The sequence below is a fragment of the Nostoc sp. UHCC 0252 genome (assembly GCF_034931145.1).
GTDB lineage: Bacteria > Cyanobacteriota > Cyanobacteriia > Cyanobacteriales > Nostocaceae > Nostoc.
In genome coordinates this window covers 14,874-41,073 of the sequence record NZ_JAYGHE010000066.1, presented here as the reverse complement: position 1 = coordinate 41,073, position 26,200 = coordinate 14,874, and the positions used below count along the sequence as shown (strand labels likewise).

At 42.4% G+C, this 26,200-nt stretch carries 15 protein-coding genes; 11 read left to right on the top strand and 4 right to left on the bottom strand.

The annotated features are described in order from the left end of the window. Positions 1-4,238: beta strand repeat-containing protein (locus tag VB732_RS27470; RefSeq protein WP_323234043.1), on the bottom strand; the 4,238-nt coding region annotated here is incomplete at its 3' end. A gap of 64 nt (positions 4,239-4,302) precedes the next feature. Beyond that, the gene (locus tag VB732_RS27465) at positions 4,303-5,406 is read right to left on the bottom strand and encodes a TIGR03032 family protein (protein ID WP_323234042.1); all 1,104 of its coding nucleotides are present in this window, start codon (positions 5,404-5,406) and stop codon (positions 4,303-4,305) included. Positions 5,407-6,315: 909 nt separating this feature from the next. Between VB732_RS27465 and cysC the strand changes: the two genes are divergently transcribed. Beyond that, positions 6,316-6,870, top strand: a complete 555-nt coding sequence (gene cysC, locus VB732_RS27460) for an adenylyl-sulfate kinase (RefSeq protein ID WP_323234041.1) — start codon at positions 6,316-6,318, stop codon at positions 6,868-6,870. A 31-nt stretch (positions 6,871-6,901) separates the two neighbouring features. Here cysC and VB732_RS27455 read toward each other — a convergent pair whose 3' ends face one another. Then, entirely contained in the window at positions 6,902-8,893 is a 1,992-nt protein-coding gene (locus tag VB732_RS27455; protein WP_323234040.1) for an AarF/ABC1/UbiB kinase family protein, read from the bottom strand. 268 nt (positions 8,894-9,161) lie between these two features. Here VB732_RS27455 and recN point away from each other — a divergent pair, with 268 nt between their 5' ends. The 7 genes from recN to VB732_RS27420 all read left to right on the top strand — a co-directional run bounded on the left by recN (position 9,162) and on the right by VB732_RS27420 (position 19,896). Further along, positions 9,162-10,904 (top strand): DNA repair protein RecN, encoded by a 1,743-nt coding sequence (gene recN / locus VB732_RS27450; RefSeq protein WP_323234046.1) that lies wholly within the window; start codon positions 9,162-9,164, stop codon positions 10,902-10,904. 499 nt (positions 10,905-11,403) lie between these two features. After that, the gene (gene sat / locus VB732_RS27445; RefSeq protein WP_323234039.1) at positions 11,404-12,582 is read left to right on the top strand and encodes a sulfate adenylyltransferase; all 1,179 of its coding nucleotides are present in this window, start codon (positions 11,404-11,406) and stop codon (positions 12,580-12,582) included. Positions 12,583-12,795: 213 nt separating this feature from the next. Further along, the gene (locus VB732_RS27440) at positions 12,796-14,874 is read left to right on the top strand and encodes a caspase family protein (protein WP_323234038.1); all 2,079 of its coding nucleotides are present in this window, start codon (positions 12,796-12,798) and stop codon (positions 14,872-14,874) included. Positions 14,875-15,116: 242 nt separating this feature from the next. Continuing rightward, positions 15,117-15,959 (top strand): DUF2382 domain-containing protein, encoded by an 843-nt coding sequence (locus tag VB732_RS27435; RefSeq protein ID WP_323234037.1) that lies wholly within the window; start codon positions 15,117-15,119, stop codon positions 15,957-15,959. A gap of 616 nt (positions 15,960-16,575) precedes the next feature. Then, complete coding sequence (locus VB732_RS27430) at positions 16,576-17,472, top strand: DUF2382 domain-containing protein (RefSeq protein ID WP_323234036.1); 897 nt, start codon at positions 16,576-16,578, stop codon at positions 17,470-17,472. Between the two features lie 275 nt (positions 17,473-17,747). Next, positions 17,748-18,665: a DUF2382 domain-containing protein gene (locus VB732_RS27425; RefSeq protein WP_323234035.1), complete on the top strand. Its 918-nt coding sequence runs from the start codon at positions 17,748-17,750 to the stop codon at positions 18,663-18,665. Between the two features lie 301 nt (positions 18,666-18,966). Next, positions 18,967-19,896, top strand: a complete 930-nt coding sequence (locus VB732_RS27420; RefSeq protein ID WP_323234034.1) for an ion channel — start codon at positions 18,967-18,969, stop codon at positions 19,894-19,896. A gap of 41 nt (positions 19,897-19,937) precedes the next feature. Here VB732_RS27420 and VB732_RS27415 read toward each other — a convergent pair whose 3' ends face one another. After that, positions 19,938-20,132 (bottom strand): hypothetical protein, encoded by a 195-nt coding sequence (locus tag VB732_RS27415; RefSeq protein ID WP_323234033.1) that lies wholly within the window; start codon positions 20,130-20,132, stop codon positions 19,938-19,940. A 308-nt stretch (positions 20,133-20,440) separates the two neighbouring features. Here VB732_RS27415 and VB732_RS27410 point away from each other — a divergent pair, with 308 nt between their 5' ends. The 3 genes from VB732_RS27410 (at position 20,441) to VB732_RS27400 (ending at position 26,192) form a co-directional block, all read left to right on the top strand. Further along, the gene (locus tag VB732_RS27410) at positions 20,441-22,147 is read left to right on the top strand and encodes an alpha/beta hydrolase (protein WP_323234032.1); all 1,707 of its coding nucleotides are present in this window, start codon (positions 20,441-20,443) and stop codon (positions 22,145-22,147) included. A 1,143-nt stretch (positions 22,148-23,290) separates the two neighbouring features. Beyond that, positions 23,291-24,163: an SDR family NAD(P)-dependent oxidoreductase gene (locus VB732_RS27405; protein WP_323234031.1), complete on the top strand. Its 873-nt coding sequence runs from the start codon at positions 23,291-23,293 to the stop codon at positions 24,161-24,163. A 532-nt stretch (positions 24,164-24,695) separates the two neighbouring features. Continuing rightward, on the top strand, positions 24,696-26,192 hold the full coding sequence (locus VB732_RS27400; RefSeq protein WP_323234030.1) for a glycosyl hydrolase family 57: 1,497 nt from the start codon (positions 24,696-24,698) through the stop codon (positions 26,190-26,192). Positions 26,193-26,200 lie beyond the last annotated feature (8 nt).

Sequence of the window (26,200 nt, the reverse complement as noted above, 5' to 3'; positions counted from 1 at the left end):
ATGTTATTAAGGTTGTTACCAGTAGCAGTAATTGCCCTAGTTCCAATCAGGGTCAAATTCTCCAAATGATCTCCCAACACCCAACTCACTGAAGAATTGACTAAATCTGTGCCAGCATTTAAGCTTTCGACAATAATATCGCCGAGGTTGTCAACAGTGTAAATGTCATTGCCTGCTCCACCAACAAGACTGTCAATCCCTGCACCTCCATCCAAGATATCATTACCTGCACCGCTCAACAAAGTGTCATTGCCTGAGCCACCAAAGAGGCTATCATTGCCACCTTCTCCGCTCAAGATGTTAGCGCCACCATTTCCTGTAAGGATATTATCAAGGCTGTTACCAGTACCATTGATTACCTTGCTTCCAGTCAAGGTTAAATTCTCCAGGTTATCTCCCAAAACCCAACTCACAGCAGACTTGACTAAATCTGTGCCTGCATTTAAGCCTTCGGCAATAATAATATCGCCAAGATTATCTACAGTATAGATGTCATTGCCGGCTCCACCATTGAGAGTATCAATTCCTACACCTCCATCCAAAGTATCATCGCCTGCACCGCCTGACAAGCTGTCATTACCTGAACTACCAAAGAGGCTATCGTCACCATCTCCTCCAATCAACTTGTTAGCACCAGTATTTCCAATCAGGATGTTATTAAGGCTGTTACCAGTACCATCTATTGCCCCGGTTCCAGTCAGGGTCAACTTTTCCACGTTATCTGTCAACACAAAACTTACCGAAGACTTAACTAAATCTATGCCTGGATCTAAGCCTTCGACAATAATATCGTTCACGTTATCTACAGTGTAAATGTCATTGCCTGCTCCACCATTGAAACTATCAGCTCCTAAACCTCCATCCAAGGTGTCGTTGCCTGCACCACCTAACAAGGTGTCATTACCTCCACCACCAACGAGGCTATCATTGCCATCTTCCCCGCTCAACAAGTTAGCGGTAGTATTACCAATCAGGATATTCTTAAGGCTGTTACCAGTACCATTGATTGCGTCGGTTCCAGTCAGAGTCAAGTTCTCCAGGTTATCTGTCAAAACAAAACTCACTGAAGACCTAACTATATCTGTACCTGCATTTAAGCCTTCGACAACAATATCGCTGAGGTTGTCTACGATGTAAGTGTCATTACCGATTCCACCAACAAGACTATCAGATCCTAAACCTCCATCCAAGGTGTCATTACCTACACCGCCCAACAAGGTGTCATTACCCGCACCACCAACGAGGCTATCATTGCCAGCTTCTCCACTCAAGCTATTAGCACCATTATTACCAATCAAGATATTCTTAAGGCTGTTACCAGTACCATTGATTGCGTCGGTTCCAGTCAGAGTCAAGTTCTCCAGGTTATTTCCCAATACCCAACTCACTGAAGATTGGACTAAATCTGTGCCTGCACTAGCGGCTTCAATAATAGTGTCGCCGATGCTGTCCACAATATAAGTGTCATTGCCTTTACCACCAATGAGTAAATCATTTCCTGTACCACCATCTAAGAAATCATTTCCATCGCCGCCATCGAGTGTGTCGTTATCACCTAGTCCGTTAAGCGTGTCATTGCCCAGCAATCCTGAGATGATATCCATGATCTCCGTACCATTCAGGCTGTTTGCACCTGAAGTACCATTAACCAGATTGAATTGATTAATAGTCAAGTTTACGGTGGCAGTACTGCTGCCCTGCTCATCACTTATGGTATAAGTGAAGCTGTCGGAGCCATAATAGTCTGGGTCAGGGGTATAAGTGTAAGTACTATCACCATTGTTAATCAAGCTTCCTTCGCTAGGTTGGGTAAAGCTAGTAATGCTCAATATGTCATTGTCCGCATCTGTATCATTATTCAACAGAGTCGCAGCGTTAATGATAATAGGTGTGTTTTTGTTTGTGGTGATGCTGTCATTAACAGCGACAGGAACATCATTCACCGCCGTAATATTAATATTGCGGGTAACGGCCTCACTACTAACAGTCCCATCATTAACTATAAAGCTGACAGTACGAGGTGTGAGACTGGGATTATCACTGCTGTTGGTATAAGTAATAGAACGTAGTGCAGTTTGATAATTAGCAACACTAGAACTGCCAGTTAAAGTTAGGACACCCGTGCTGCTGTTATAGTTGCCCGTAATCCCATTTTGATTGATAAAGGCGAGGGTATCTTGAGCAGAGACAAAACCACTGGTAATTCTGATAGTGGCGCTAACCAGGTTGGGGGAGTCTACATCACTGACAATGATGCCTGAGTCGATGGCTGTAGTGGCGTTCTCTGTATATTCCAGGGCGGAGTTAGTGGCAGTGGCAATGGGCGCATCATTCACTGCCGTAAAATTAATAGTGCGGGTAATAGCTGTACTATTATCAATCCCATCATTGAGCGTAAAGCTGACAGTACGAGCTGTGAGACTGGGGTTACTACTACTGTTGTTATAAGTAATAGAACGCAGTGCAATTTGATAATTAGCAACACTAGAATCGCCAGTTAAAGTTAAGACACCTGTGCTGCTGTTATAACTGCCTGTAATGCCATTTTGGTCAGTGAAGGCAAGTATATCTTCGGCAGGAACAAAGCCACCGCTAATGCTGACAATGGCACTATCTAGGTTAGATGAGTCTACATCGCTGACGATGATGCCTGAGTCAATCACTGTAGTGGCGTTCTCGGTGTATGCCAGGGCAGAGTTGGTGGCAGTAGCAACAGGTGCATCATTTACTGCCGTAATATTAATATTGCGGCTAACGGCAGTACTATTAGCAGCCCCATCATTAACTATAAAGCTGATGGTACGAGGTGTAAGAGTGGGGTTGTCACTGTTGTTGGTATAAGTAATAGAACGTAGTGCGGCTTGATAATTAGCAACGGTGGAACTGCCAGTTAAGGTTAAAACACCTGTGGTGCTGTTGTAGCTGCCCGTAATCCCATTTTGGCTAGTGAAGGCGAGGATGTCTTCAGCAGAGACAAAACCACTGGTAATCCTGACGGTGGCACTAGCCAGGTTGGGGGAGTCTGTGTCGCTGACGGTGATGCCTGAGTCGATAGCTGTAGTGGCGTTTTCAGTGTATGTCAGGGCAGAGGCAGAACCAGAGGTGACTGTGGGAGGAACCCCACTGTTGTTGTTTAGTTGAGCATATATGCCCTCCCCAGATTCGTCCTGACCATCGCTTTGCCAAGAAATTACAAAATCTCCAGTGGCATCCATTGCTACTGCGGGGTTAGCTTGACTGTTGTTGGTGTAGGTATTGACCAGAAATTCGCCTCCAATAGCTACCCCAGAACTGTTATAGCGTTGGGCATATATGCCATCGCTAGACCCGTCCTGACCATTGCTAGTCCAGGAAATGATAAAGTCCCCATCTGCATCCATCGCTACTGTGGGGTTATATTGATTGCCGTCAGTGTGGGTATTGACTTTGAATTCAACCCCAATAGCTACCCCAGCGCTGGTGTAGCGTTGGGCATATATTCCATAGCCAGATCCGTCCTGACCATCGCTTTGCCAAGAAATTACAAAGTCCCCAGTACCATCCATTGCTACTGTAGGGTTACTTTGATAGCCTTGAGTATGGGTATTGACCAGAAATTCACTTCCTTGAGCCACTCCAGCACTGTTATAGCGTTGGGCATATATGCCCAAGTAAGACCCGTCCTGATAATAGCTTTGCCAGGAAATAACAAAGTCCCCATCGGCATCTATCGCTACTGTGGGGTTATATTGAGAGTTCCTTGTGTGGGTATTGACCAGAAATTCACCCCCAACAGCCGCTCCAGAACTGTTGTAGCGTTGAGCATATACCCCATAGCCAGACCCGTCCTGACCACTGCTTTGCCAGGAAATGACAAAATTACCATTGGTATCCATCGCTACTGTAGGGTTAACCTGATCGTTGTTAGTGGAGGTATTGACCAGAAATTCACCCCCAACAGCCGCTCCAGAACTGTTGTAGCGTTGGGCATATATGCCAGAGCCAGACACGTCTTGGCTTTGCCAGGAAATAACAAAGTCGCCATCGGCATCGATCGCTACTGTAGAGTTACGTTGATTGCCGTTGGTATTGGTATTGACTTGGAATTCGCCCCCAACAGCCACGCCAGTACTGTTGTAGCGTTGAGCATACACCCCATTGCCAGTCCAGGAAATGATGAAGTCCCCATCAGCATCCATTGCGACTGCGGGGTTAATTTGATTGCCGTCAGTGTAAGTATTGACTTTGAATTCATTCATGAAAAAACCTCTGAAAAAACTAAAAATTTGATTTCAACAATTACGGTCTGATTAAACAGATTTCTTAGTCATTAGGAATCACTGCACTCGGTCGCAGCCAGTAGTTGATCTCTGGTGCAGTAAATGCTTGGCGGATTTCTTTTCGTTCTTGATTCAAAACCATCGGACGCTGTACACCAGCAAGAAACTGTACATCATAAAGTTCTTGACAGCCTGCGGTGAACTTCAGCATTCCCACCTGTTGCCCATTTCGCAAATCCACGACTACCACACCACAAAGCAATTGCTCAAATCGTTGAGTTATAGGCAACCCTCCGAAAATATGCCGTTCTCGAATCTGGCATAGTCCGACTAGGGCGTAATATCCTACGCAGCACAACCCCCGCAGAAATCCAGGGAGTACACAGACTACTTGTTTGTCTCCTGATTCTGGATGAATGCGCCATATTTCCCCTGCACCAGAGTTGAGTAACCACAAAAACCCGTCATGCCAGATTGGGGAATGAGGCATTGATAATCCATCTACAATAATTTTATTGCTCTCGACTTCCACCACAACCCCACCGTTGGCTTTACCCGGTCGCCATCCTCCGACGGTATCTGTCGCACCGAGGGCAGTCACATACTTGGGTTTGCCATCCACCATTGCTAACCCATTCAGATGGCAGCGATCTTCTGGCACTACTTCGGAAATAAATTTGGGATGCCAGCGCGGTACAAAGCTGAAGTCTGGACTCAAGGTAGAAAGACAGGAAAAACGGGTGTTGACAATCCACAGCCCTTCTCTGCCAAATTCCAGATCGTGAATGTTCAGGTCGCCTGTAAAATATGTCATCCGTGGCAGATAAAGGGCATCGTACCGTCCGGGCTGGTCTTCTAAAAACTCATAAGCTAAGGCGGGGGCATTGGCTAATAAACAGACTTCATGATGGCTAGCTAGTGCCAATCGTGAACCATTCACTGCCAATCCCATAGGTTTGGAAAATTGGCGTAACAGCATGGTTATCTGTTCCCCATTCCAGCCTACTAGTGCTAGTTTTCCGGCTTGGTAGGTAGTGATGGCAACTGACCCTCCAGCCTGACTTAGCCAAGAAATAAATCCCTGATCGGCATCACATTGAATTAAGTTATTTTCTTCTGGGATAGTAGTGGGAAAGGTGGTTAACATAAATCAGTTGAATTAAATTTCAAATTTTGTTGGGGAATTTTGGACTTTGTTAAGTACAAAAATAGTCGGTGGCTCTAACCCTTAAAATTGAGCGATAAATCGCTAACTACAAATCCCAAAAATTACTGAAACAAACCACTAGTACAGCACAGCGTAAATCTAGCTACCACCTCAATTAACTAGACAAGTTGTTCTGAGCAACTGGCTAAAGGTGTGCAAATTTATGCCAAAGTGTACTAGTGGCTGATATCATTAGTTTTGATCAGTTGTGAAAGTTTGTAGTCATGACTAAAACCCTTAAAATTGAGTGATAAATCGCTCACTACTCTAATAGCCTACTGTTATAATAAAGACTATTCTCTTTAAAAATGAACTGTATATATACTGAATACAAAACTTAAGTAAAACTTCAATAATTTGAAACCTGAATCGGCAAGTTTTTCTACTATAGCTGCGAATTCCGTTGTTAGGCTTGAGAAAATGCGTAGTTGCAGCTTGTTGTAGATATCGCCAGTCAATGTATTAAATGTTGATATAAAATACGTATAATTATGCGATTCCTTCGCTCGAAATCAGTAGAGGTAATAATAGCAAGGCTAGTACGGACTGCCTTGCAACTCCTGAAATTTCTGCTAATATCATGTCCGGTTAAATAATTGTCATTGCGTACCGCCCTTGGCGTTCCCGCAGGGTACGAAGAGAAGCAATCCCAAAAGCCTTGCGATTGCTATCTCTACGAGACGCTACGCGAACGTTTCACTTCGTTGCACTCGCAATGAATGACATATCACAGGTAATTTGCCGGACATGATATAAAAAAGGATTAGAAAAATAAAATTACTATTTTAGTGGAAATTACTTAAAAAAGCTTTTTCTGGTGTGCCATTTTAAATATACTGCGGAGGTAGGATGAGACAACAACAGCGTGGCGTGACAGTGTGGTTCACCGGTTTAAGTGGTGCAGGAAAAACTACTATCTGTCAATTCGTGGAGAAGGAACTACGGATACAAGGATACAGAGTTGAAGTTCTGGATGGTGATGCAGTACGTCAAAATCTATGCAAAGGGTTGGGTTTCAGTAAAGAAGATAGAGAAGAAAATATTCGGCGCATTGGATTTGTAGCTCATCTTCTTGCGAGAAATAATGTAATTGTATTGGTTTCGGCTATTTCACCTTACCGCGAAATTCGGGAAGAAGTACGCAAAAATATTCCATGTTTTATTGAAGTTTACGTCAATGCATCATTAGAAGTTTGTGAACGGCGAGACGTAAAAGGGTTATATAAAAAAGTAAGAGCCGGGGAGATTAAGCACTTCACTGGTATTGATGATCCTTATGAAATACCACTCCTTCCTGAAGTCGAATGTAAGACTAACCAAGAAAGCATTGTCCAAAGTGCAAGCAAGGTTTTAAAGAAGTTGGAAGAGTTGGGTTATATACTTCCTAATGTGAATGAGTTATGAGTTAAAGAAAGTTTTTAACTCATAACTTTAACTAAGAAGCCAATAATTGCCTAATCAACCTAGCTACAGTTTTTTGCGTAAAGCGGCTAGCAATTTGTTGACCTAAACGTTGTACATCTGAATTTACCAGTAATTGAGCCATTTGAGGCGCAAATTGGATGGGATCAAAGCCTCGTGTTTCTTGGAGGATACCTAATATACGTTTGATATGCTCTAAAGTTTGTTGTTGCTCAATGGGTGCTGCTGGAGTTTCATTAACTGCTGTCAATCCTACCCGTTCGCGTAACAATGAGGTAAAGTTATGCAAAACATTTTTACCTAAAGCATCGAGTCCATTAACAGATTCATCTACTAGCTTGTCACGAATAAAAGCGCCGCGTTCAGATGACAGAAATTCTATTCCTTGATTCAGCACTAAGTTGAAGTCATAGTCTTGACTATTACGTGCATTTTTTAACAAGTTTTCTAACCGATTCCAGCGAAATCTGCCATCTTTAAATAGCAAATCTTGTAGTGATGCTCTTAATTGCGGCGCTGGATCGGTTAACAGGCGTTTGGAAACGTAAGGATAAGCTTCGCTGAGAACTTTAAAGTTGGGATCTATAAATATTGCAATCCCTTCGAGGGTAACGAGGGAACGAATAATTAAGGCGTAGTAAGGGGGTACGCGGAAAGGATACTCGTACATCAAAGCCGATAGTTCATCGGTGATGCTTTTAATATTAAGGTCGGCAACGCTGGCTCCTTGAGCATCCGCAAAGACTCTGGCAAAAGCTGGGATAATTGGTGTTAAATCGGTTTCTGGTGATAAAAAGTCTAATTTAACGTAGTCTTTTGCTAACCCTTCAAAGTCGCGGTTGACGACGTGGACGATCGCTTCAATTAAACCATAACGCTGTGGTGGCTTAATCTCGCTCATCATTCCGAAGTCAAGATAAGCTAATTTACCATCTGGTGTTGCTAATAAATTACCAGGGTGGGGATCGGCGTGGAAAAATCCATGTTCTAGTAGCTGGCGTAGAGAACACTGGACACCCACTTCAATTAGATAACGAGCATCTATGCCTTGGGCGCTAATTTCTGCTGTCTGGGTTAATTTAATACCGTTAATCCATTCCATCGTCAAGACGCGACGATTGGTATATTCCCAGTAAATTTTCGGTACATATATGTCTTTTATGTGGCCATATAACTCGAAAAATCGCTCCGCATTTTCACCCTCATGGATGTAGTCCATTTCTTCAAAGATGCGATCGCCTAATTCATCGAGAATCCCAACTAAGTCACTTCTTACCCGTTTGACTTTTTTCTGCACCCAAGCAGCGAGGTTACGCAAGATATACAAATCAATAGCGATCCGCTCTCTTAAGTCAGGGCGTTGAACTTTTACGGCAACTTCTTCACCTGTTTTTAGCTTACCTTTATATACTTGTCCCAGGGAAGCCGCAGCAATTGGTTGGGCGGAGAGTTCGGCATAAACTTCTTCTGGAGGTGCGCCTAGTTCTTCTTGGATAAACTGGTAAGCAAGTTCGTTGGGAAAAGGTGGTAATTGGTCTTGTAGCTTAGTTAATTCTTCTAGGTATACGGTAGGAACTAAATCCGGTCTGGTGGACAAGGCTTGGCCAATTTTGATGTAAGCAGGCCCCAGTTGGGTCAGCAATACTCGTAGCTGAGTGGCTCGGCGGCGGTCATTTTTGACGACAATTCCCCGTTTACTATCCGACCATAATCCAAAAACAAAGGATAAAGTCGGCCCCAACACGGCGAAAATCCGCCGTAAAACTTGCAGGGGTCTATTTTGGTAGTGTGCCGCTATGTTTACAGGATCGTAAAGCGTCTCAGGTTCGGCTGTTGTCCTTACCTTTTGGGCTGCTAAAAGTCTTGGCGATCGCACAACTAAGTTTGATGTACCATTTTCTTCTGGCACTATATCTATAACGTCCAGTTCGCCTCGGCTATCTGTGCCGTTGCGACTGTCCTCCTGAATCGGTCGGGAACTAGGGGGAAGTGTCTTAACAATCATGAAAAAGGCCACCAGTCAGAACGATCACATTAAGTATTGTAACAATATCTTTACGAATTGGGAATTGGGTATTGAAAAGTGGCATACGGGAAAACTAATCTCCCTGCCCCCTTGCTTGTTCCCCACTCCCTACCCCCCATTAGTCTGCTACACTTAAACGGGCATACTAGTTCAATAGTATTAGGTATTGCTAATTGCTAAAAAACCATATTTATTGTCCTGTAAATTAGAAGTATTCGGCATCTGCCCTTATGGAGAATTTGGCTTGATGTTGCTTTGCCTGCGAATTGAAAACTTTGCCTTAATTGACCAACTGGAATTGGAATTTGGCGCGGGACTAAATGTACTGACAGGTGAAACCGGCGCTGGAAAATCGATTATCTTGGATGCCATTGATGCGGCTTTAGGCGGTAAAGTCTCTAGTCGAGTCATTCGCACGGGGACAAGTCGAGCAATGGTAGAAGCTACTTTCACCTCGAACGCCCCCCTAGCCGCTTGGTTGACTGAACAAGAAATAGATTTGCTTGATGAAAATTCTGTAGTTATTAGCCGAGAAATCACAGCCACTGGTAGTAATATCCGCAGTCGATCGCGGGTGAATGGCGTGTTGGTAAATCGGCAGATTATGGGAGGAATGCGCGATCGCTTAGTGGAAATCACAGCCCAAGGCCAAACGGTACAAGTGGGACAATCTGCCCAAGTCCGGGACTGGTTGGATTTATACGGCGGCGACTCTCTAATGCAGCAGCGTCATAAAGTTGCCACTAGCTTCAGTGCTTACCAACAGGCGCATTTAGCGCTAGAAAAACGCCGGACATCGGAACGGGAAAGATTACAACAACTCGATTTGCTTGCTTATCAAGTGCAGGAATTGGGAGCAGCTAATCTGGGCGAACCTAATGAATTGGAACAGTTGGGACAAGAACGGGAACGCCTAAATCATGTCGTCGATTTACAACAGATGAGTTATAAGGTTTATCAGGCTTTGTATCAAAACGATCATGAAACCCCAGCCGCAGGAGATTTGCTGGGAGATAGTGAGGCAATATTAAATGACATGGTGGAGTACGATACCCAACTGCAACACCTGTTGGAATTGGTTAGGGACGCGCAAGCTGCGGTAATGGAAGTGGGAAGACAGATTAATGCTTATGGGGATGCTTTGGAAGCCGATCCGCAGCGATTGGAAGAGGTGGAAGAACGGATTCAGGAATTAAAGCAAATTTGCCGGAAGTATGGGCCGACACTTACAGAAGCGATCGCTTATTACCAACGTATCCAAGGGGAATTAGCCCAGCTTAACGACAGCGAACAATCTATTGAAAAGTTAGAACAGCAAGAAAAGGTGTGTTTTGAAAAACTCACCCAAGCAAGTAATCAGTTAACTCAACTGCGGAGTAAGGCGGCTGCTAATTTAGAATCACGTTTGATAGCTGAACTCAAGCCCCTAGCAATGGAAAAGGTGAAATTTCTGGTTGAAATATTACCAGCTTTCCCAACTGCTATGGGAGCAGATAAAATTACCTTTACATTTAGTTCTAACCCTGGAGAACCACTGCAACCTTTAACGGAAGTTGCTTCTGGTGGGGAAATGAGCCGCTTTTTACTGGCGCTGAAAGCTTGTTTTTCTCAGGTTGATGCGGCTGGGACAATGGTTTTTGATGAAATTGATGTCGGGGTTTCGGGAAGAGTCGCCCAAGCGATCGCAGAAAAATTACATCAGCTAAGTCAACGCAACCAAGTATTATGTGTTACCCACCAGCCTTTAGTTGCAGCAATGGCCGATCGCCATTTCCGCGTAGATAAGCAAACTATCAATCAAGGCAAAGGTAAAAAATCTAACAATGGCAACGCTGAACAACGTACCGTAGTCAGAGTTACTAGCTTGGATAATTTAACTACTCGCCGGGAAGAATTAGCGCAGTTAGCTGGTGGTAAATCTGCAAGTGATGCGATCGCATTTGCCGAATCTTTGTTATTACAAGCTGCTAACCACCGTCAAACCAATTAAAAATTAAAAATGCAAAATTAAAAATTGCAATTCTTTTGGGGCTTGAACTCGCTACTGATTGTAGACCACTAAATATGCAGATTTAGTGGTAGCTCAGTACCCAAAATTAATTAAAAATTATTATTTCTTTCAATTTTTAATTAAAACTGGTCATAGGGAGCAAAATTGACAATCTATTACTATAGTTTATGATTTTAGTCTTTAACATCTTGATTTATTTATCTCAATTGCAAGCCCTTACATTTATGTATGGTATGGGGTTTTTTCCCCAGCAAGAACTGCAAGAACTGCCCCTTGTCCTCTTCTTTGACACCATAACGCACAGATAGAAGCGGCAAAGAAAGTATTTAGAAAGTATTCAATAATTTATTTGCGTCCACGCAGTTTATCTTAGTTTGTCCCATACTCAACGCCCAAACTCTTTTTATCTACATACCAGCATTTGGTAAGTTAGTACATAATCTGAAACAATAACATTAAAAGCAGAGAGGGGATTACATTGAGTCAAAATCCAGATGCCATAGCCCCCCACGGTGGACAATTGGTTAACCGTATCGCCACACCAGAACAAAGAGCAGAGTTTCTCTCAAAAGCTGACTTTTTGCCGCGAGTGCAACTTGACGATCGCGCCGTTTCCGATGTAGAAATGATTGCGATCGGTGCTTTTAGTCCACTCACGGGTTTTATGAACCAAGAAGACTACGATCGCACCGTAACAGAAATGCGATTAGCTAACGGTCTTGTATGGTCAATCCCGATTACACTATCGGTAAGCGAAGAAGTAGCTTCCCCATTGCAAGAAGGCGGTTTAATTCGTCTTGATAACTCCAGAGGTGAATTTATTGGGGTTTTGCAACTCACGCAAAAATATCACTACGACAAAACCCGCGAAGCCATTAATGTCTACCGCACTGATGATGTCAAACATCCAGGCGTACAAGTACTCTATAACCAAGGTACTGTACATCTGGCGGGTGATATTTGGCTATTGCAGCGCGAACCTCATCCCCAGTTTCCCACTTATCAAATTGATCCAGCTGCCTCACGGCAAATGTTTAAAGATAAGGGTTGGAAAACCATCGTTGGCTTCCAAACTCGCAATCCCATTCACCGCGCCCATGAATATATTCAAAAGTGCGCTTTAGAAACTGTTGATGGTCTATTTTTGCACCCATTAGTCGGGGCGACAAAAGAAGATGATATTGCCGCCGATGTGCGGATGCGCTGCTATGAAATTTTGCTAGAACACTACTACCCCTTAGACCGGGTAACTTTGGCAATAAATCCAGCAGCAATGCGCTATGCTGGGCCTCGTGAGGCAATATTCCACGCTTTAGTCCGCAAAAACTACGGCTGTACTCACTTTATCGTCGGACGGGATCACGCTGGCGTTGGTGACTATTATGGTACTTACGATGCTCAATACATCTTTGATGAATTTGCCCCAGGTGAATTAGGCATTGTGCCGATGAAATTTGAACACGCTTTCTACTGCACCCGCACTAAGCAGATGGCAACATCTAAAACCAGTCCCAGCAGGCCAGAAGAACGCATTCATTTATCGGGGACAAAAGTCCGAGAAATGCTGCGACGTGGTGAACTACCTCCACCAGAATTTTCTCGTCCTGAAGTAGCGGCAGAGTTGGCGCGGGCAATGCGGATAGAAGTACCTGTTTAGGGAATTGGGAATTGGGGATTGGGAATTGGGAATTGGGAAAAGACTTGTTTCAAGTTCTCACCCCTTGTCCCCTTGTCCCCTTGTCCCCTTATCCCCTTGTCCCCTGCTCCCTCCCCACTGCCCACCTTTGCAAACAGTATTCACTGTAACTTTACAATACAGAGTTCAGCCCTGTAAGCTGCTAGCTAATGGGCTTATGGCTGATAGCTAATTATGAAACGCCGCACGTTTTTACATAAAATTGGCTCAATACTCGCGGTATTGGGGCTAACTGAAGCTGAGTGGTTGACTTTAGGAAGTCGCTATTATCAGGCTTTAGCACAACCCAACCCGCGCAAGTTGGCATTGTTGATAGGTATTAATCAATACTCAAGAATTCCAAATCTCAGTGGTTGTCTCACAGATGTGGAACTGCAAAGAGAACTTTTGATTAACCGCTTTGGTTTTCAAGGGTCAGATATTTTAACCTTAACTGAGGAACAAGCTAGTAGGGAATTCGTTGAGGCGGCTTTTTTAGATCACCTGGGCAAACAAGCTAAACCGGGTGATGTGGTTGTTTTCCACTTTAGCGGTTATGGCAGTCGTGTCAAATTGGGAACATCGCCCGATAGAATCCAAAATGCTCTTGTACCAGCAAACATGACTTCTGTTTCACAAGATGATAAAATAGTCGACTACATATTAGAAGAAACTCTACTGCTATTATTGCGATCGCTCTCCACAGACAGAGTAACAGCAGTATTGGATACTAGCTATGATGCTCCTAGCACAGTCATAGGATTAAAAATTCGCGCCCTTCAGGAGTCGGTAGCAAAGCTAGCAACAGAAGAACTTAACTTTCTCAAACAACTTAAAACTCAAAAATCCAACACTCCGATTGTTTTAGCAGCTACCTCAGAACCAAAGCAGCCAGCCAGGGAAGGACTATTTTCTGGTTTTAGTGCGGGGTTATTTACCTACGCCTTAACACAGTATTTGTGGGAATTCACCCCAGCCACCAAAATTCAAATCGCCCTCTCTCAGGTAGAAAATTCTCTATCCAAATTGGGTAGTAAACAGCAACCAGCGTTATTGAAGAGTGAGAAAAATTCAGATGTAGCGTCTCTACAGCCAGATACTATCATTGGTGCAGAAGGTGTGGTGAGTGCTATTGAAGAAGACGGTAAAACAGTCCATTTATGGTTAGCAGGATTACCGCCACAAGTGCTGCTATACTACGGAGTTAATTCTAGATTTACTTTAGCAACAACAGAAGAATTAGTATTGCGATCGCGCACTGGGTTAACAGCAAAAGCGCAAATTTCCAAAATTGAAGGTGCAAACCCCCTACAAGTTGGCCAACTCATCCAAGAAGCAGTCCGAGTTTTACCCAGGAATATTAATTTAATAATAGCTTTGGATACTGGATTAGAAAGAATTGAGCGGGTAGACGCTACAAGTGCCTTTGCTGGATTTTCCCATGTATCCACCATAGTCGCAGGAGAAAAACCTGCCGATTATATATTTGCCAAGCTACAGGAAACTCCTAGTCGTTATGGTCTATTTTCTCTTGGTGGCGAATTAATTTCCAATACCACAGGGGAAGTCGGAGAAGCAGTAAAATCAGCAGTCCAAAGGTTAGCGCCAAAATTATCAACTTTGCTAGCAGCCAAGTTATGGCGACTCACAGAAAATCAAGGTTCTTCCCGCTTACCTCTCAAGGCAACCTTAGAAATAATTAGCGGCATATCACCACGGGTGGTGATGCAGCGTGAAACAATACGAACTTTCAAACCCGAAGCTTCGATAAAAAAATCACTCTCCACTGCGATTGTACCTATTGGTAGTCGAATGCAATATCGAGTGGAAAATCAGAGCGATCGCCCAGTATATTTAATCTTGTTGGGATTAAACAATAATCATACAGCAGTTGCCTTCTACTCTTGGGAGACTCCCCAAGAACCAAACACTACCGATACCAAACCCATCCTCCAAGAAGTTGTCATTGCCCCAGGTGAAACCCTCACCCTACCCCAAACTTCAGGGACAGCTTCTGAGTGCGAACAACAACTTATTTTTAGTCCTGTCCCCTTTAGTGGAACTCTCGCCGCCTTGAGTACTGCTAAGTATTCTACAGCCGAACAACAGCCGACTAGCCCATTATTGAATCCCTTAGACGTTGCACAAGCCTTGTTACAAGACTTGCATAACGCCAGCGCCCTCAAAACCGAGATGAACAACACAGCCTCTGACTCATATATTTGGGATGTGAATAATTGGGCAAGTCTTAGCTTTAGTTTTCAAGTAATGTAACTGGGAAAAAATTTTATCAAAATAGAATTCTTCAAAGCAACATAAACTAAAGTTTTTTATGACTTTAGTTATACTCCTATTGACTACCTGAACGTTAAAACTGACTATTCCACTCAAAAAGTATGAATTATAAACCATAAAATATCTCAACCATCTCAACTGAATTCAGTCGCCAGCAGGATGAGATTCAGCACAATATTTTTTATACTAATAGAACTTAATAAACAACCCGGAAACAGCGTATGCCTCTTCACAAACTTGAAAATTTTGATCCAAACTATCGAGAAACTTTTGGTGGAGACGACGTTAGAGCATTGGAACTTTATACTGGGGGAGGAGACAGAGTTGGCTCAGTAGCTGATGTTATAGTTGATGATGATGGTCATTTTCGATATCTAGTTATTGACACAAACGTAGATTTTTTTGGTAAGAAAATCTTACTGCCAATTGGTCTATCTCGGATTGATTATGCCGCAAGACGTGTCTATGTTGATGGGTTAAGCAAACAACAAGTCGAAGGTTTAGTTGAGTATAAAGAAGATACAATCTTTGACCACCATTATGAAGAAAAGGTACGTAGTGGATTTCGTACTCCAACTAGCAATGTAACTTACGATAGCGATACATATAATTATCAGACAGAACCAGCTTTATACGGATTGAATGAGCAATCTCATCAAACTTTCAAACTCTATGAAGAACGATTGATTGCCAACAAACAGCGCGTCAAAACCGGAGAAGTCACAGTTGGTAAACACATTGAAACAGATACTGCAAGTGTTACAGTACCTATCCAAAAAGAACGAGTTCTAATTGAGCGAGTTGCGCCAACAGAAGCAGGAAACGTCATAGACCCCAGTGAACTTAAGTTTGAAGAAGGCGAGGTTGCACGCATAGAACTGTACGAAGAAACGCCTGATATACGTAAAGAAGCCTTTGTACGTGAAGAAGTCAGGGTTAAAAAAGTAGTAGAACGGGACACTGTGGAAACACAAGAAACCATTCGTCGAGAAGAGTTAGATGTTGATACTGAGGGTAATTTACAAGTGCAAGAACATGGTACTAATACACATGGAGCTATTTAAGTAGATAGCTGATTGGTAAATTTCTTTGGTAGATTTCTCTGAAATAATCATGCAGGCAAAGTTAATTTTTATCTCTGCCTGTGTTTTTTTATAAAACAAAATTCACAAGTTAGGAGCAAAGCTGCTCCGCCTCCGGTCAGGATTCATGCTAAATTTTGACCGAAAAAGTGGATAAATTATGGTTTTAAATTAAGCCAAGTATTTTCAAGAATCCGGTTTGATTCCTAATATATACTAATACGGTTCAGTTAGTGCCAAAAACCTTGAAATGTGTAGGTTGGGTTGAGGAACGAAACCCAACATTTTCGTGGCTTTGTTGGGTTGTGCTTTGCTTAACCCAACCTACAATTTTCCTTAACTGAACCGTATTTTGTAATATATACACTTAATTATTAACTCTGAAATTAGAAAACTTAAATTATGTAAAACTATATGCTGCAAGGGCAATTCATGAATTGCCCCTACTTTGCTCATTGGTTATTATTTATGTAGGATTTGTATCTATAACTTTTGATTATTTAACTTTTGAAATAGTTCATTCGTCGGAAAGAGGTAAACAAGTCATTAAACGGTTAGCTTAGTTATTAAGAGATGGAATTTTTTGGAGGATAATATAATGGTTCTTTACAAATTAGAAGATTTTGAGCCTAATTATCGGGATACCTTTGAAGGACAGGACATCAAGGGCGTTGGGGTTTATACACAAGGAACTGATGAAAAGATTGGTACTGTAAGTGATGCTTTAGTTGATGAAGAAGGTCATTTCCGCTATCTAATTGTTGACTTGGGCTTCTGGATTTTTGGTAAAAAAGTATTATTACCAATTGCTCGTGCCCGTGTTGATCATAATGTTGATCGTGTCTATACAATTGGCTTAACTAGAGAGCAAGCAGAAGATTTACCTGAATTTAATGAGCGTCTAGCGCTTGATTACGACTATGAAGAACGGGTGCGTGGCGTATATCGTCAACCCATAACCTCTACCCTTCCTTTAGAAGCATCAGCACCTGTAGAAGGAACAATACCTGTAGATACAACCTATCAACAACCGACGACTACGCCAGCTTATAATCGTGATAGCTACACTTACGAGCATGAGCCTTCTTTATACGGGTTAAATGAGCAAGATCATCAAACTCTGAGACTGTATGAAGAACGGTTGGTTGCCAGTAAACGCCGCCAAAAAACTGGAGAAGTATCGATTGGTAAGCACGTTGAGACTGAGACTGCACGGGTTGCAGTGCCAGTAGAAAGAGAGCGAGTTGTAATTGAACGTGTAACTCCAGCAGATGCAGGTGCCGCGATTTCTGGGCGCGAAGCGGATTTCCGTGAAGGCGAAGTTGCTCGCGTAGAAATCCATGAAGAAACTCCTGATGTTCGCAAAGAAGCCTTTTTGCGTGAAGAAGTCAGAGTGAGAAAAGTGGTTGATCAAGACACAGTTGAAACGCAAGAAACTGTGCGTCGTGAAGAGTTAGATGTGAATTCTGGTAATCTTCCGATTGAAGAACGCTAATTAACAGAGTCATTAGTTAGCAACTAACGACTAATAATTAATTCGATACAGTACAGGTGAGGCTGTAGAATTAGCTTTGCCTGTGCTTGGAATATCTGATGCCATTTAAAATTGCGAATATTACTCTGATATATCTAATAATAATGAGTTGGATAAATATATCAATAAAATCTGTCGCAAAGATTTTTAAATGGTATTAAGATGATTAATACATTTAATTTAGCTAAGTAGAAAACATTTCATAACTTTAAGTTTGCACTATGAATAGCCAACCGATGACAAAAAACATTGGACAGGCAAGCTCTGACTCTCGCATTAGCACCTCACTGGCAGATTTAAGAAAAAAGGTAAACAATTTTACGGTGTTCGATCTGCAAGGTCAGCTAGTAGGAGTAGTTCATGATTTGGTTGTGGATACCAATCGCCGATTAAACCTAGTTATATCTAATCCGGCGAGTCAAGAAACTCTAGGAAATAGTCAGCAGCTAGCCGATAGACATCCCTCTTTATTTAGATTGCAGAGCCAGAGGGTAAAAAAAATCGACAAGCCAACTAAATCAGTTTTCATAGACTTAAATAAATCACAAATAGAATATATGCCTGAATATTTAGAAACAGAAAGACCAGGCGATTCCTATCAACAACCTGCTCCGTTACGCACAATATCAGAAAGCCCAACTGAGCAACTGGCCGATTATCAAACGACAAATAGCTCAGTTGAGGCAATAAATTTAGAAGAGGTCAGCGAAGAACAGATTATCCGTCTACTAGAAGAACGCTTATTTGTTGAAAGCAGTAAGCGAAAAGTTGGTGAGGTGATTGTTCGTAAAGTAATCGAAACTCAGATGATCCAAGTTCCTGTCCGGCGTGAAAAGCTGATTGTGGAACAAATTAGTCCAGAACACCAACAACTTGCAGAAATTGATTTAGGACAAGGGGAAATTTCTGGCGTTGACTTGACCGGAGTCGAAGGGTTTGAAGTTACACATTTTGACAGTGGTTTAACGGTAAGTGGGGAATTTAGCTCACCTAAAACTGCTAGTCTATTGTTGAATGCGATCGCACTAGAGCAAAATCACGGCTGCAATCAGGTGCGTGTTACCATAGCTGTTCAAAATGAGTCATACCAGCAAAAATACCAGGAGTGGTTTGATCGCTGTTCTAAGGATCAATCACCAAAGCCTGAAAAATAAATAAGAAGGAGTCAGAAGACAGAATTCAGAATACCCCAGCAGTCAAGTCAGGGGTAACAGCTACGGAAAGAGTTTTTTCTTCTCCCAAGGGGAGACGCTAAGAGCGAACACACGCGTTTATCCAGTCGCACAAAATCCATTCTGGATTCTGGCTCCTGAATTCTGAATTCTTCTTCGATAAGTTTCTAGCAGATAAATTAGTAGGGTGGGCATTGCCTACCCTATTTTTTTGTTGATTTAATAACTTCAGCCCGGAGAATGTCAAAATACTAAGCAGTTGCCGTTCTTTTGGCTACTTGCAATGAAATTTCGACTGAAGAGACTTTCGCAAAAGAAACAACAGCGTCAGAATCTGATCCCACCTATTCAGATTCAAATTCAAAATGGAAAATTGGAAATTATTGGTATGGGTGCATGGCATTCCTACTGGCGCGATCCCTACCATTTGCTGCTAACGATTCCCTGGGCAGGCTTTCTGATTCTAATTTGTATTTTCTATGTAACTATTAATGCTCTATTTGCCCTAGCTTACTTGATAGGAGGAGATTGTATTGCTAACGCTCGACCAGGCTCTTTTTTAGATGTCTTTTTCTTTAGCGTGCAAACTCTAGCATCCATCGGCTATGGGGCAATGTATCCTAAAACAACTTATGCCAATATTATTGTCACCATTGAAGCAATGATCGGTTTGGTGGGAATTGCTGTGATGACGGGACTAGCATTTGCCCGATTTTCCCGACCTACAGCCCGTGTGCTTTTTAGCCGTGTTGCTGTAATTACACCTCATAATGCAATGCCGACTCTCATATTTCGCACCGCTAATCAACGTCGCAACATGATTCTAGAGGCGCAGATGCGAGTCTACTTAATGCGCGACGACGTAACTCTAGAAGGACAATTCATACGTCGGTTGTACGATCTCAAGCTGCTGAGGAACCAAACACCTAGCTTTACCTTAAGCTGGTCAGTAATGCATGTTATTGATGAGTTTAGTCCTTTATATGGGATGACACCAGAATCGCTAACTCAGACAAATACTATGGTGATTATCTCTTTAAGTGGCATTGATGAAACGGTTGCACAGGTCGTTCATGCTCGTCATAGCTATAGTGCTAATGAGATTTTGTGGAACAATCAATTTGTTGATATCTTCCACCACACACCCGACGGGCATCGCTACATTGATTACAACCGTTTCCACGATGTTTTACCCTTAGATGAAATGCTTTAAATAGCCGATGGGGAATTGGGAATGCTTTAAATACCTGAAAATTAGTTGGAAGTCTGATTATATGAGGGTTGTAGGGTTTTAACGATAACTCGACCATTTTCAACTACAGTGCAATTTTTAACCACACTCTTGCTGTGGTTAACTGGTACATCCTGGCACTGGTTTTGGTGTGAGATATTTTGCTCCTGTTGTTGGTTGAGGACAACAACACAACAGGCGCAGGAGGAAAGGGACATATAAAATATTTTGATCTCTATATCTATCTATTATCGCGCTACTGATGCTGTTTTGCTGAAAAATTTGCTACTGGTATGTTTTGATAATTCAGGACAGTCAGCAAAGTAGAGGATCGCATTTGTGCGCCCCTAACATTCCGAAATTTAGTTCAGGTGTATGTGCCAAACTATGGATGGATGTTAGTATTTGCTTTCTTCTGCTTGTAGCTTGTTTGATATAAAACCAATTAAATAGGAAAGCGGTTATAAATACCGCCCCGTCCTCTCTATTCAAAATTGTTTGCAGGGCTAGACAGTAGGCTTTTCTAATGAAAAAATTTTTGAGATACCTGGGCTTAGGTTTGCTATCTACCTTTTTGACTTCCACTCCCGGATTGGCGGCTGAACGCATTAGCTTTTTTTATCCTCCCTTTGGCGAATTCTCGTTGTCGGTAGACTCGCTGGAAACTTTTGCGAAAGAAGGGAAAATAGATCAAGATTTTTCATTTTATGCTAGCCGCGCTACTCCTGAACAACTCGCTCAACTGCGGGATTTGCTCCAGCAACGGTTCAATCTCACTCCTACTTTGGTGTCTCAGGTAACTTACTCACCGATAGGCGAGCAGCTGGTACAACAACTGGGAAAATTACTCCTCACTGAGTCTCGACAGAATGGCTTCTATGCCATACGCGCCTCTTTGATTTTGGCTGCTGCCGACAATCAAGAGGGTTTAACGGTTGTGAATTTGCTGCGGAAATTTCCTAGCAATACTGTGCGGGTGAATTTCACAGAGGGGTTAAGGATAGTCGATGACTTGTCACAATTGCTTAAGAAAAAGGATGAAGTTGTAGCTTCCCTTCAAAAAAAAGCGATCGCTCAAGCAGCCAATTCAACCGTTGACTTCTCAAAACAACCAGATTTGCGATCGCCAGGAAAATTCCTCTGGCAGAAAAAAAGCCTGGAGCTAAATGACTTTTCTCGCGCTCGCCGTCTGCCAATAGATATCTATTTACCTACAACTCAAAACTCAGAACTTACAGATCAAAATTCTCCCTCTCCTCCCTTTCCCCTGATTGTCATTTCTCATGGTCTCGCCTCAGACCGCTCTACCTTTGTCTATCTGGCTGAACATCTAGCATCTTACGGTTTTGCTGTTGCTGTACTAGAACACCCCGGTAGTAATGCCAAACGCTTTCAGCAATACTTTGCAGGTTTGGCAAGACCACCAGAACCAGCAGAATTTATCAACCGTTCTTTGGATATCAAGTATCTACTCAATGAACTCCAGCGTCTAGACAAATCTGATCCCAGCCTCCAGGGAAAACTCAATCTTCAGCAAGTTGGGGCGATTGGTCAGTCTTTTGGTGGTTATACTGTTTTGACTCTAGCAGGAGCAAATATTAACTTTGAGCAACTGCGCGAAGATTGTAATCCCAATTATTCATCCTTTAATTTGTCGCTCTTGTTGCAGTGTGAGGCAACTAAGTTACCCCAAAAAAATTATGAACTCAAAGACGATCGCATCAAGGCAGTTATGGCGATTAATCCGATTAATAGTTCGGTTTTGGGTCAGAGCAGTTTGAGTCAAATTAAAATGCCTGTAATGCTGGTAGCAGGTAGTCAAGATATTTTTGCCCCGCCCGTATTTGAGCAAATTCGCCCCTTTACCTGGCTTTCTGAACCCAATAAGTACCTGGCTTTGATTGAAAACGCCACCCACTTTTCAGCGATCGCCGAACCTACTCCTGAAAACGATGTCTTACCTGTGCCACCTGCTTTACTAGGCCCCGATCGTGATGCTGTTTATTCCTATCTCAACGCCCTCAGCGTCGCTTTTATGGAAACCCATCTCCTCAATCGCCTTGAATATCGTTCCTACTTGCAGCCATCTTATGCCACTTTTATTAGTAAAGAGCCACTTAATCTCAGTCTTTTACAGTCGTTATCAGTAGAGCAATTTAATCAAATCTGGAATAAGTCAATTCCTCAGTCAGCTAAACTATCAAATCCTCAACCTATCCCTACACGGCGTTAGTTATAAGCGCAGAATTAAAAGACCTCTCACCGGATATAGGGACTGACAAAAAATAAATTATCCAAAATTCTTTGTAGGGTAGCTACCCTACTCAGGTTAACCGTGGAGTCATAATTGAGGCTTACGTAAATATACGGGGTGCGGCGAAAGGCAGAATATTATAACTTACAAACAGATTCCAAACTTCTTAGAGAGGTTGGGGATCTTGCTATTCAGGAATGATTTAAATTTGCAATGCTATAAGTCTCAAAGATTTCTCTGATAGACTCAAAGCTAAACCCAAACAAATTACTATTTACACTAAAGCTTCAGCAGATAAAACATTATTGTAATTTGCATTGATCATGATGCCCTAGTCCTCTACTATTTTAAAAAATCAAAACTCAGAACTCTTTGTTAACGTGAGTTCGACGGGTTATATCGTGTCCGTGCAAAAGACCTCTCCCTGGTTTTACTACGCAAAACCTGTCCCTCTCCGACTCGGAGAGGGACAGACTTGAACTTTAACTTTAGTTCAAGGCAGGGAGAGGTCTGTCGAACTCAGGTTTTATTATCAAAAAATCAGTAAATATGCTGATAGAAATCTGCCGTAAAATCAGTAAGTTTAACTATTGCAACCATCAACCAAAATGCTTAATCTCTTTTTGTTCCTAAAGGATGAATTAGATATAACAATTGTCCGAAACAGAGCTATTTGTCAGGAAAATGAGATATTCGTACTTAGGGATTTATAAAAACTTATTTAATAAAATCTTTTATATATATATGCTTGTCGTTAAGAAGTATTAAGAAATCCTTATTAAAGAATATTGCAATACCTTGATTTAATTGCTACCGTGTGTATGACGACAACGATGCTGATGAACGCTCTGATCTAGGAGAAAGAAAATCTATGAGCTATACCCATTCAGCCAAGTGCGTTGGGCTTTGACGGGTTAAAAACGAGGATCTCTGCCTTATATAGACAATTATGAGGGATTGCAGATTAACCAAGAAATATCTCGTTGCTATTAGTTTCAGTTTGATTTTAATTACGATTAATTATTTGTCTTACCTTGTGCCGACAAGCGAGTAGCTCAAGATTTATGTGTATCGGCAATAACGAAGAGGTTGGTAAGACTTAGATTTTGGAGGATAAAACCAATGGAGATTCAAGGTAAAGTTGCCCTAATTACAGGGGCTTCGCGTGGGATTGGGCGAGCGATCGCTCTTGAATTAGCGCAACAAGGCATCAAGCGACTGATACTGGTAGCACGCGATCGCCAAAAGTTAGTCGAGGTAGCTAACGAAATCGAGGCAATGGGAACAGAAACTGCGATCGTCGCTTTAGATTTGACTCAAACAATTGAAGTAAATATCGCTATTGCCCAACTGTGGCGGAACTTTGGACAGATTCACCTGCTGGTTAATTGTGCAGGTGTCGCATACCAAACTTCATTTTTGCAATCTAAAATGCCCCAAGTTCAAGAAGAAATTTCTGTGAACTTGTTAGGGATGTACAACCTCACTAGTCTGGTAGCTAGACGCATGGTCAGCCAAAGGCAAGGAACAATCGTCAATGTATCAAGTCTGATGGGAAAGGTGGCTGCACCAACAATGGCAACTTATTCAGCTACTAAGTTTGCCATCTTAGGATTTACCCAAGCCTTGCGCCAGGAACTCGCTGAACACAATATCCGAGTGATTGCATTACTACCTTCTCTCACAGACACAGATATGGTACGCGACTTAAAATTATTTCGTTGGGTGATCCCTATGACTCCCCAGGAAGTGGCTAAAGCACTCGTTACCGGAATGCAAAATGATTCACCAGAAATTTTAGTCGGATGGCAAAGTCATTTGGCTGTGTTGTGCCAACGCCTTGCCCCTTGGTTGTTAGAGCTAATTTTACGAATCGCAACTCCATCAGCACGGCAAAGACAACAGCCTACTGAAAGGCTGAACAAGTTGATCCCGAAACTGAGCTTTTTGACGAGAATCCATCGTTTCAGTGATTTGTTCTTGTCAAGAACATGATTTTTTGTATCATGTCCGGCAAATTACTTGTGATATGTCATTGCGAGTGCAACGAAGTGGAATGAAGCAATCGCAGGGCTTTTGGGATTGCTTCTCTTCGTACCCTCCGGGTTCCGCCAAGGGCGGAACGCAATGACAACTATTTAACCGGACATGATATTACATCTACATTCTTAGAGGCGATCGCCTCCTTATACCATTTCTTTGTGAGGCTGCGCTAAATTCTCTTTCTTCTTTGTGCCCTTTGCGACGGCAGTCGCTCATGGGGGATACCCCCAAGACCGCGCTGCCTCCCCTTTGCGGTTCGTTCCTCATATAGTTGGCGCATCTTCATACAGAATTGGTATTAATCTGCGGTCAATTGCTTTTATCTCTACGCGAACGCTCAGTACAAGTGACAAAGGACAGCCTTAGCCAGTTAGCTTTTATTGCGCCGACCTACTTGTATCAACAGATGCTAAACAAACTTCCTTAATAAATATGTTATTAGATACTCATGTAGAAGATATAACTTATTTCGGAGCAACCAGAAATGCTTTCCTTCCCCACAACTCTTACTCCTTTGCCCGAAATCATTGATGGCTTACCGAATATTTCTGGTTGGGAAACAGAGGTTCTCTCTGTAGTCAACCACGATCGACCAGTATTTTTACCAACAACAAATATCCGCTTAGAAGATGTAAATGCTGTATTTGCGATCGCCTTACACATGCACCAGCCAACTATACCTGCTGGAAATGGCGGTACACTCATCAGCAATCTGCAATATATGTTTGAACATCCCAACGAGGGGGATAATCACAATGCAAATCCTTTTGCCTATTGTTATAGCCGCATGGGAGACATGATCCCCGAACTCGTTAGTCAAGGTTGCAATCCCCGCGTGATGTTGGATTACTCAGGTAATCTTCTGTGGGGATTGCGGCAAATGGGACGTGGTGATGTTATCGATAATCTTAAACGGATTACTTGCGACTCAACCTATCAACCTTATGTAGAATGGCTGGGTACAATGTGGGGTCATGCAGTTATTCCTTCTACACCCATAGCAGATATTAAATTGCATATCGTTGCATGGCAACATCACTTTGCAGCAATTTTTGGTTGGGAAGCACTAGCGCGAGTCAAAGGATTTTCACCTCCAGAAATGCACCTTCCAAATCACCCCGACGCTCTCTTTGAATTTGTAAAAGCTCTGAAAGAATGTGGATATCGCTGGTTACTCGTTCAAGAACATTCCGTAGAAACTCTTACTGGTCAATCTCTGACTCATAAACATTTACCGCATCGTCTAATTGCCCGTAATTCTCAAGGCGAAACAATTAGTATTACAGCCTTAATTAAAACCCAAGGTTCGGATACTAAATTAGTTGCACAAATGCAGCCTTATTATGAAGCTAAAACATTATCTAAACAACAAATCGGCAGTGTATTTGTGCCTCCAATAGTTAGCCAAATTGGAGATGGTGAAAATGGCGGTGTGATGATGAATGAATTCCCAAGCGCGTTTAAACAAGCTTGGGGGGATATGGTAAATAATGGCGGAGGAAAATCAGGTGTAGTTGGAATGTGTGGTACAGAATATTTAGAATTTATCGAAGCTGCTGGATGCAAGCCTGAAGATTATCCAACTTGTCAACCAGTGGGACAACATCAAATTTGGGAGCGTGTTTCACCAGAAAATACTCAACCGGAAGCTGTAGAAAATGCGATTCAAGAATTGAAGCAAACAAACTCTAATTTTCATCTGGATGGAGCCTCCTGGACAAATCATATCAGTTGGGTAAAAGGATATGAAAATGTCTTGTCTCCCATGTATCAATTAAGCAGTTTATTCCATCAAAAGTTTGATCCATTACAGCAAACTAATTCAGCAGAACCTATTACCAGACAATCTCACTACCGCAACGTCCTTCTACATAACCTTTTGCTGCAAACTAGTTGTTTTCGTTATTGGGGACAGGGTGCTTGGACTGATCACGCACGGGAAATTCACCAACGTGGCGAAAATTTATTGCAGATGAATTGAACTCAAGA